Origin of the sequence: Okeania sp. SIO2B9, from assembly GCF_010672505.1 — a bacterium.
Taxonomy (GTDB): Bacteria; Cyanobacteriota; Cyanobacteriia; order Cyanobacteriales; family Microcoleaceae; genus Okeania; species Okeania hirsuta.
Window position 1 is genome coordinate 1 of the sequence record NZ_JAAHGK010000097.1, and the last position, 10171, is coordinate 10171.

The window sequence follows — 10171 nt, forward strand, 5'->3', positions numbered from 1 at the left end:
TCGGAATTGCCAGCATAATTACTGTGATATGATAGTCATAGGTAATTTCACAAGCTTTATTGGGACTTTGCTGTCCTGAATTACTTGGACTCCTACAAATTCTCTCAGAGGTCAATACAACAACTTGAGAAAATATTAGAGGAACTTTATGGCAGACATTAATGAGTTAATTGAAAAACTGGCAGAACTTGATGAGGAGACATTGCAAGCTCAACTTGGGATGCAACTACAAAGCTTGGAAGATGATTTAACCACAAGTGCTTCTGTAGAATCTATCAATATCAATACCCTGACGGCTGTTCCCAGAGGTCTAGAGGGTAATAAATTTATAGAATTTGGTCAGAATTTTTTTAAACGCCTGAATGGAGAAGCTTACGATTTCTTATGCGATCGTGACCCCTTTGGTGACGGTTGTAAAACAATGCAAAAAATTGAGGATGCTTACAATGAAAGTTCCACAAAAGCTGCGGGTATGTTAACTCCCATTTTGGTTACTAATTTAGGGTTAGCTCCGGCGATCGCTGCTATTGTTGCTACCTTAATTGTGCAGAAAATTGCTAGTGCAGCAGGTGAGACAATTTGCTCAATGTGGCAAGACAGTTTTGATGGGTCTAAACCACCTGAAATAGAGTAGGAAATGTTTTGCTTTTGCTGAAAGTTTTTTCAGCTTAAAATATCAACCCCCATCCTTAAAAATGAAGTTTCAATAACAAAAAAATTAACAGAGGAAGACTATGAATTTAACAACATTATTATCATCAAATAATTGGTCAATTTTTTCTGTAAGAGCTGTTTTAACTACTGTTATTCATCAGCTTCGATTATTAGTAACATCCGAAGAAAATCTTGGCATAACAACTACTAATATTTTGCACTCCGAAAAATCCAGGGCTTCAGACAGACCAAAAAATAGAACAGACGGAGGTCGTAGAGGAAGTTCTAGGGTTTCAGATAGACCAGAAAATAGAACAGACGGAGGCCGTCGAGGAAGTACATCTAGGGTTGCAGATAGACCAGAAAATAGAACAGACGGAGGCCGTCGAGGAAATACAGATGATGATTCAATATTATTTCCTGAAACACCTAACCAAACCCCCAACTTTCACGCTTTGCTCATCGGAATTGACTTCTATTTTCCCCATGAATTAGAAGGTGGCAGCTATAAAAATTTACGGGGTTGTGTTCGAGATATTAATCATGTTGAAACCTATTTAAAAAATACTTTCAACCTCACATCCGACCAAATTATTAAACTCACAGCTACTGCTTCAGATAATCCTAAGCAACCCAAAGAATCACCCGAATTTTTACCAACTTATGAGAATATAGTTGCTAAATTTAAAGAGGTAACTGCTAAAGCAAAACCTCAAGACCAAGTATATATTCATTACTCTGGTCATGGTGGACAAGCGAAAACAATTTTTACAGATATTAAGGGTATTTCTGGTATAGATCAAGGCTTAGTTCCCACAGATATTGGTCAACCAAATTCACGCTATTTACGTGACTTAGAATTTGCCCAACTTCTCGAAGAAATGGTGAATAAAAAATTAGTTGTAACTTTGGTACTCGATAGCTGTCATTCCGGTGGTGCAACAAGAGGTGGAGAAGACAAGATTCGTGCTGGAGGTTTTATTGATATGACTCCCCGACGAACTAATAGTTTAGTTGCACCTATTCAAGAACTAACAAAAAATTGGCAAAATCTAACAGCAAATAGTCGCAACCTTACCGTGGCCAATGGTTTGTTGCCACAACCAAAAGGTTATACTTTAATCGCAGCTTGTCGGGATAATGAATTTGCTTATGAGGATGTTTTTGAAGGAACAGAACGCAACGGCGCTTTAACTTATTTTCTCTTAAAAAATCTGCGCAAATTTGGCACAGAAATTGCTGTAGAAGAGCTATTTAATAGCATTTCTAATTTCGTTCATAATCGCTTTGAGCGACAAACACCGATGCTAATTGGACAGACAAAGCAGACTTTTTTTGGTGGTCAATCTGTTGTTAGTAGGCCTACTCCTACGGTCATGGATGTAGATATTACTAAAAACCGAGTCAAAATCCAAGCTGGTCAAGCTAATGGCATCAAAAAAGGGGCGGAATTTGATATTTTCCGATTTACAACCAGGGATTTTCAAGACAGCCAAAATCTAATTGCTACAGTAAAAGTAGTAGAATTAGGAGCATCTGATTGTTGGGCAGAAGTAACAGAATTACACAATATCAGAACCATCAATAATAACTTGAGCGAAGGAATGATTGAAATAGGTTCACCTGCAATATATTTAGGACCAGGGGTGAAACAAATTCGTAAAGTTTGTGTTCTTTTTCCAGACCCATTACCGCAAATTCCTGGTGTAAATGTGGCATTATTGCCTAATATTCTCGCAGCTAAGAAAGAACAAATTGAAGGTCATCGCTGGATAGAATTTTGTTCGGAAACAGAAATTGATGTAGATTATTTTGTTTCACTGAATGCTGCTGGAGAATATTGGGTTTTAGATGCTCTGAAACAGCCAATTAAAAATATTATTTTTCCAATAAAAGCGGATGATCCAGAAGCTAGTGAAAAGCTAATTAATCGCTTAATTCATCTTGCCAAATATCAGACTATTTGGGATTTGGATAACGAAGAATATTCTGCCCCATTAAATGGAAAGCTTAAGCTTGAATTAGGTACGTCAGTGAAACGAGAATTTGTACCTTTAGAAACTGACAATAATATTTATGAATTGGAAGAGGGCGAACGGGTTTTTCTCCGAATTCATAATCTATCTAATCAAACTTTAAATATTACGGCTTTGATACTTCAGGAAGATTTAAGTATTGTAAAATTCTATCCAAAAGCTGTGCCTTATGAAGTGTTAGAACCAGGAAAATATAAAGACACTCGCTTTGACCTCGAACTGCCAAAAAATTATCAGGAAGGGGTGGATATAGTTAAAGTATTTGCGACTGTGGATGGAACGAATTTTGAATTGTTGGAATTACCAGTATTAGACCAATCTCGAAGAGGTTTTGGTAATCAACAACCTACTAATAAATTAGAGGAATTATTGGCTGCTGTTGTAGATGAAGATAGTCCTCAGCGAAATATTAAAGTTGTTACTGACGCTAGTGAGGAATGGACAACAGAAAAAGTGGTGCTAGTGGTGAAGAAATAATATTAATCATGTCATGGCGAGGCGTTCATTAATTGATAATTGATCATGGATAATTGATAATTACCTCTGGTTAAAACCGTTACGGAATTGAATATAAGGAAATATTATTTCTTATCTTGGTCGATTGGAGATGGCGAGGAGACCCGCTCTTGACAGAGCCGCTCCGAAGATCGCCATCTCACCCTTCGGGAAGCTGCGCTAACGACCGCTGTCTTGGTTGATTGGATATGGCGAGGGGACCTCGCCATCCCTCAACCGCTTTTTTCCCCTTAAAAGGGGAGGCTTTAAACCAGAATTATTTAATTATTAATTATTAATTATTAATTAGGGTTTGCTGAAAAAGTCTTATGGGTGAGGGTAGGAGACAGGAGACAGGAGACAGGAGACAGGAGAAATGGGAATTTGGAGGAGGTAGGAGCTAAGTTTTGTCCCAAGTAGGAAGGAAAATTTAGCCATGAATTCTCAAAACAAATTTAATCATAATTCTTCTCAATCAAATCCCAAATCTTTCAATCAATCCCAAAATTTTGGCAACATTAGTATTGGTGGAACAAATAATCCTTTTAACCCAACAAATACTAGAAGTAGCAATGTGAATATTGACCAAAGCCACACTCAAACTATCGGAGAAAATTCTGAATCAAAAATAGATACAGCATTAGCTGAATTAGGAAAGCTTAAACAGGAAATTGCTGCCACAAATGCTCTAAGTTTAATTCAGAAAAAACAAGCAGAAATTCCTGTTGAAATACTAGAAACAGAATTAAAGAAACCTCAACCTGACAAAGGCTTGATAGATGAAGCAGTTGAGGCACTTAAAAAAGGATTAGAAGGTGTAGAAAAATTAGCTGGACCTGTGATGAAAGTTGCAACAATTTTAGCCAAAGTTTGGATTTAATTTTCTCTCTTAATCAAGGGTGAGATTGCTTCAGGGGGTTTGCGTCTACCTATTTAGGGTTTGCTGAAAAAGCCTTATGGGTGAGGGTAGGAGACAGGAGACAGGAGACAGGAGACAGGAGAAAAGGGAATGAGCGAGGAGGTAGGAGCTAAGTTTTGTAAGAATGATTTTTCTGCCTAACTATGCACCTAAAATACGCTACTTTTTGAGCGTGAAGAGCTGAAACAGGCGCACTTTTTTCGATATCAAAAAGGCTAAAACCTTTATCTGTAAATACTTTTAGATTTAATCAGCAAGCCCTATTTATACCAATTTGATAAATGTTTGCTACATTTTCTTGAGCGGGGGAGTAGGGGAGTGAGGGAGTAGGGGAGAGGTAAAGTGAATTGGTATTAGTTAATTAGATTCAAATAATATCTTCAATAACTATATTATGACTACGGAACAAAATGACAAATCCCTATCCAATCAAAATCAAACAGCCAGAGATTTGACAGTTTCAGGTAGTGAAAATCCTGTAAATTTTGTCAATACAACAGAGGGCACTACAAGTATTAATCAATCTCGTACTGTAATCTATAACTATTATTATGAAAAACAAACAATTACAACATCTACTGAAGAAGATATAGACGATAAATTACTTTGTCCCTATCAAGGTTTATATCACTTTAACTCAGAAAATGCTGAATATTTCTTTGGGCGCGAAGTATTTATTGAAGAACTCTATGAATATACAGAAACTCGTAATTTTATTCCCGTATTAGGAGCCTCTGGCAGTGGCAAATCTTCAGTTATTTTAGCAGGATTAGTACCGAAATTAGTCAAAGCTGGACATTGGCAATTTACCCATTTTCGTCCAGGAGGAGACCCATTTTATGCTCTAGCTCGTGCTTTAATTCCACTCTACGCACCGAACCTAAATGAAACTCAACTTCTGACTCAAACTGACGACTTATCTGAGTATCTAAAAGATACAAAAAAAACCAATCAATTATCCAAAGTTTTTACACAAATACAACATAATCATCCCAATAGCAGAACTTTATTAATTGCCGACCAATTTGAGGAAATTTACACCCTTTGTAATGATGAACAAACCCGCCGAAAATTTCTCGATCTTCTCTTATATACATTCCGGTCTTTCAGCAAACAATCATCCTTATCAACCGTATTAGTTGCCACAATGCGGGCTGATTTTTTAGGGAATGTATTATCTTATCCACCATTAGCAGATGTCTTGCGAAATGGGGATGTAAAAATCCGCTCCATGAACTCAAAAGAACTAAGAGATGTTATTGAAAAACCTGCTCAAAAATTAGGTATCAATTTTGAAAGCGGACTGGTAGAACGTATTCTTGAAGATGTAGATAAAGAACCAGGAAATTTACCCTTATTAGAATTTGCTCTGACAGAACTTTGGAAACAACGAAAAAGCAAACAATTAACTCATAAAGCTTATGAAGAAATAGGTCAAGTTTCTGGTGCATTAACTCGTTATGCTGATGACAAATTTAGTAAACTTAAACCAGAAGAACAACAACAAGTCCATCGAATTTTTGTGCAATTAGTACGACCCGGAGAAGGTACAGAAGACACCCGAAGAGTGGCAACTAAAGCAGAATTAAACCAGACATGGAATTTAGTCAAAAAATTAGCTGATGCACGGTTAGTTGTCACCAGTCGTACTGTTATTACCAGTGAAACAGAAGAAAATTCAGGGCAAGAAACAGTTGAGGTAGTCCATGAAGCCTTAATTAGAAATTGGGGTCAACTGAAAGGATGGATGGAAACAGACCGAGAATTTCGTGCATGGCAAGAAAGACTGCGGGGTTTTATGCGTCAGTGGCAAGAAATGGGGCGAGATGAGGGACAACTATTACGGGGGGCAGCACTCGCTCAGGCCCAGGAACAACTAAAAGACCGTCGCGATGAACTTTCAGAAAAAGAACAAGAGTTTATTCGAGAGAGTGTGAAATTTCGCGATCAAAAACGGCGACGGAATATTGTGGCAGTTACTAGCAGTTTTGTTTTGATATCAGTTTTGGCTGGAGTTGCTGTGTTCGGATGGAGACGTGCTACTGTTAACAACTGGAATACCAAAATTAGAAATAAGTTTGAGAGTCTAAAAGACAGTTTCAATTCTACTCAAACATGGGATACACTCGTTAACGGTATTAAGCTGGGGAAAAAATTAAAAAATGCTGGTTGGGCAAAACCTGAGACTCGACTATTAGGTATAGATACATTACGAGAGATAATTTCTACCCCTGGGAAGATGGAATATAATCGTTTAAATCACGATAACGAAGTTATTAGCGTGGCATTTAGCCCCACAGAAGACCTCATTGCCACGACAGGTAGCGATAACGTTGCTAAACTCTCGAAAGCAGATGGTACTTTGATGGCAATTCTAGGCCATGGCGGAGCAGTCTATAGAGCAGTTTTTAGTCCCAAGGGAGACCTTGTTGCGACAGCAAGTAAAGATAAAACTGCTAAAATTTGGAAATCTGATGGCACATTAGTAGCAACCTTAAATCACGATAACCAAGTTACCAGAGTAGTGTTTAGCCCCAACGGAGACTTTGTTGCCACTGCGAGTAAAGATAACACAGCTAAAATTTGGAAATCTGATGGCACTTTCGTAAAAACTCTAACAGGACATACAGGAGAGCTTCGTAGTATTGCCTTCAGCCCAAAAGGAGACCTTATTGTTACTGGTAGTAAAGATGACACAGCCAAAATTTGGAAATCTACAGATGGTAGTTGGGTAGATGGTAGTTTGGTTGCAACTCTTCCTGCTGAGGGGAATGTATATGATATTGAATTTAGCCCCAAAGGAGACCTCATTGCTACTGGAGATGAGGGTGGCAAAGTCAAACTTTGGAAACCTGATGGTAACGCAGTAAAAACCCTTGAAGGACACGAAAAAATAGTCTTTGATGTTGCTTTCAGTCCTAACGGAGACCAAATTGCTTCTGCTAGTTTTGACAATAAGGTCAAACTCTGGAAAATTGATGGTACTTTCTTAGATACCCTCTCTCATGCCGATAAAGTTTATAGTGTTGTATACAGCAAAAACGGCGAACAAATAGCTAGTGCTAGTGAAGATAATACCGTCAGAATTTGGAAACCAGATGGTACTCTTGTAGACACCCTTCAAGGACACAACAAAAAAATTTATAGCATTGCCTTCAGTCCCAAAGGAGACTTAATAGCGAGTGCTAGTGCTGACCAAACAGTAAGACTTTGGAATACCATCCCTTATCAAGACACATTCGGCAAAAGCCAACTTGATAATTATCATTGTAGGCGTGTTGCCGTTAGTCCTAATAACCTCATTGCTTTGGGTTGTTATTACGAAAATACACTTCAACTGCGAAAACTTGATGGTACTTTAATACAGCCTAACATCAAGCACAATAATTGGGTAACAGATGTCGCCTTTAGTCCTAACGGTGAGTTGATCGCTACCATGACCCATCGCGGTATAGCCAAACTCTGGAAACCTGATGGTACAAAAGTCATTGACCTGACCGATAAAAAATTAGGTGCTCGCAACTCTTATAATATTGCCTTCAGTTCCAAGGGCAATTTTATTGTTGCTGGCTTAAACAAAAAAGTCAAACTATGGAAAGTTGATGGTAATTTAGTTGAAGAATTCCTAGAAATAGACACAAAACATGGCCATCAAATTACCGATGTTGCCATCAGTCCCAAAGAAGACCTCATTGTTACTGCCAGTCTAACCGGGACTGCAAAAGTATGGAAAATTGATGGAGATAGACTCAAACTACTCAATACATTTGAAGAACATAAAGGCTCTATTTACAGTATTGCTTTCAGTCCTCAGGGAGACCTCATTGCTACTGCTAGTCGAGATACAACGGTCAAACTCTGGACTCCTAATGGAACCGTCAAACATACTTTAAGTGGGCATACTAATTCAGTGCTTGGCATTGCTTTTAATTCCAAGGGAGACTTAATTGCTACAGCAAGTAATGACAAAACAGTCAGAGTTTGGAAACCTGATGGCACTCTACTACTTACTCTTAGCGGTCATACAGAACAGGTGGAGAATCTGGCTTTTAACCCTAATAATAACCAGATAGTTTCAATTAGTGATGACAAAACTATTAGACTATGGAATTTAGACATCGACGAGTTACTAGCAAGGGGTTGCGACTGGGTGGATGACTATCTCAAAAGTAGACCTGAAGACTATCCTAATAAGCATCTGTGTGATGATGTTCAACCTTCAGCACAACTTTTCCTAGAAAAAGGTAACAGAATAGTAACCAATAATGGCGATGTTGAAGGTGCTGCTGCTCAATACCGAGAAGCATTAAAACTAGATCCTAATTTGAAGTTTGACCCATTAACAGAAGCAAAAATAATTGCAGCTCCAGGCGTCCGGGATGAAGGGGGAATATTAGCAAAAGAAGGAAAAATTAAGGAAGCAATTCGTGCTTATAATGTGGCTCAAGAGTATCATCCGAATTTACAAATTCTTGGCAAACACTGGGATAAACTCTGTCGATACGGTAGCTTACATGGTCATGCTACAGATGTGATGTTTGCCTGTGATCATGCAGTAGAGCTTCAACCAGAAAATGCACAGTTTAGGGATACTCGAGGTTTGGCCAGAGCATTAACAGGTGATTTTAACAGTGCTGTTGAAGATTTTGAAGCGTTTATTAAGCAGGTAAAAAACACTGAACAAAAAGCACAACGACTGCTTTGGATTGAATCTCTGAAAAAAGATGAAAATCCCTTTACGCCAGAAGTTTTAAACAGCATTATTTTAAACATGATATAAGTTAGGTCAATGTGTATTTTTTTGCACATCTCAGAACAGCAGCAGAATTTTTTGTGACAATTGATACACATTATCGCTCCTCATCCATAAATACATTAATAATGAGAATATATAGTTATTTAACTTAAGAGTGAGACATTAAGCTACACAATAATCACGGATTATTTCATCTAAAGATTTATGGGTAGGAGCATACATTATGGCTCTTTTTAATGCACTGAAATCATGTTCAATATCATTTAAATCAGGAGAATATTTGGGAAGGAATATTACTTGATGCCCTGCCTCTTCTACCATTTCTCTAATTACATTTTTGCGGTGGATTGGAGCATTATCCATGATTAAGACGCTCGATAATTTCTAATGATGGTAATAAATATTGTGATAACCATCCTTCAAAACCTTCTGCATTCAAACTTCCTGTGAATATCATTGGGGCTATTAAGTCATGGATTTCTTTTTCTTCTCCCTGCTACTAGGTTTTCTCTTTTCCCTCGTTTTCCTTGTTGGTCTCCATAGATTTTCTTTCCTCTTTTTGACCAAGCATAAATACAAGTACTTACCTCTTCAAATCCTGATTCATCAATATATACTAAACTGTTACTTCCATATATTTTTATTAATTCTCGAATGGTTCTATTATACTTTATTCTTTCTTCTCTATTTCTTTCTTGATAACGAAGTTCTTTTTTTTCTAGTTATTTTCATTTTTTTCAAGGCAGTCCAGATTGCCGTTGTACTAACTTCAAATTTTTCTGCTATGAGTTTTAATTTTACTTGCGGATTTTCCTTTATATATTTTTCTAATTCTTTCCAATCTAGTTTTCTGTGACGATGCTTTACCTTTGTGGCTTCAAGCTTTTTCCTCTCTAACCATCTATATATGGACGCTCTTCCTCCAAGCAAATACTTTTGCTGCCTTGGTTATCTTCCCACCACTTTCTATGTAATCTATTACCTTTTGTCTTATATCTAAACTATAAGTCATTACTTTCAACTACTCTCAATTCTATTTGAAAATTTTACTCTGTTTTTGTCTCATCCTTAAGTTAAACGACTATATTCAGGATACAAACCAATGCTACAGTTTGATAACTGGAGTGAAGGCGGTGATAGAAGTACATAATACAATATCTAAAACTATCCAGTCACAAACCTAACTTTCTAACCAATAAATGATTGTTAGTGTATATTATACCTAGTGACTAATAACGTTCTTTTTTCAGGGAGGCAAATTTCGATGAAATCTACAGGAAAAAAAATCATCACTACAGATTTTGTTGATCA

The 10171-nt window shown here is 37.3% G+C and carries 4 protein-coding genes and 1 pseudogene; 4 read left to right on the forward strand and 1 reads right to left on the reverse strand.

The window, feature by feature from the left end; translation table 11 throughout:
• Positions 1-148 precede the first annotated feature (148 nt).
• From F6K13_RS05800 to F6K13_RS05815, 4 genes are all read left to right on the forward strand, one after another.
• The gene (locus tag F6K13_RS05800) at positions 149-634 is read left to right on the forward strand and encodes a hypothetical protein (RefSeq protein WP_124145591.1); all 486 of its coding nucleotides are present in this window, start codon (positions 149-151) and stop codon (positions 632-634) included.
• Positions 635-734: 100 nt separating this feature from the next.
• Positions 735-3167, forward strand: a complete 2433-nt coding sequence (locus F6K13_RS05805) for a caspase family protein (protein WP_124155314.1) — start codon at positions 735-737, stop codon at positions 3165-3167.
• A gap of 454 nt (positions 3168-3621) precedes the next feature.
• On the forward strand, positions 3622-4065 hold the full coding sequence (locus F6K13_RS05810) for a hypothetical protein (RefSeq protein WP_124145593.1): 444 nt from the start codon (positions 3622-3624) through the stop codon (positions 4063-4065).
• A 433-nt stretch (positions 4066-4498) separates the two neighbouring features.
• Positions 4499-8884 (forward strand): WD40 repeat domain-containing protein, encoded by a 4386-nt coding sequence (locus F6K13_RS05815; protein WP_287287018.1) that lies wholly within the window; start codon positions 4499-4501, stop codon positions 8882-8884.
• A gap of 138 nt (positions 8885-9022) precedes the next feature.
• Here F6K13_RS05815 and F6K13_RS05820 read toward each other — a convergent pair.
• Positions 9023-9872 (reverse strand): annotated as a pseudogene (locus F6K13_RS05820) (IS630 family transposase).
• Between the last annotated feature and the right edge of the window lie 299 nt (positions 9873-10171).

Bases quoted from the DNA above. Each gene is read 5' to 3' on its own strand.
- F6K13_RS05800 (WP_124145591.1), top strand. From the start codon at position 149: ATGGCAGACATTAATGAGTTAATTGAAAAACTGGCAGAACTTGATGAG.
- F6K13_RS05805 (WP_124155314.1), top strand. From the start codon at position 735: ATGAATTTAACAACATTATTATCATCAAATAATTGGTCAATTTTTTCT.
- F6K13_RS05810 (WP_124145593.1), top strand. From the start codon at position 3,622: ATGAATTCTCAAAACAAATTTAATCATAATTCTTCTCAATCAAATCCC.
- F6K13_RS05815 (WP_287287018.1), top strand. From the start codon at position 4,499: ATGACTACGGAACAAAATGACAAATCCCTATCCAATCAAAATCAAACA.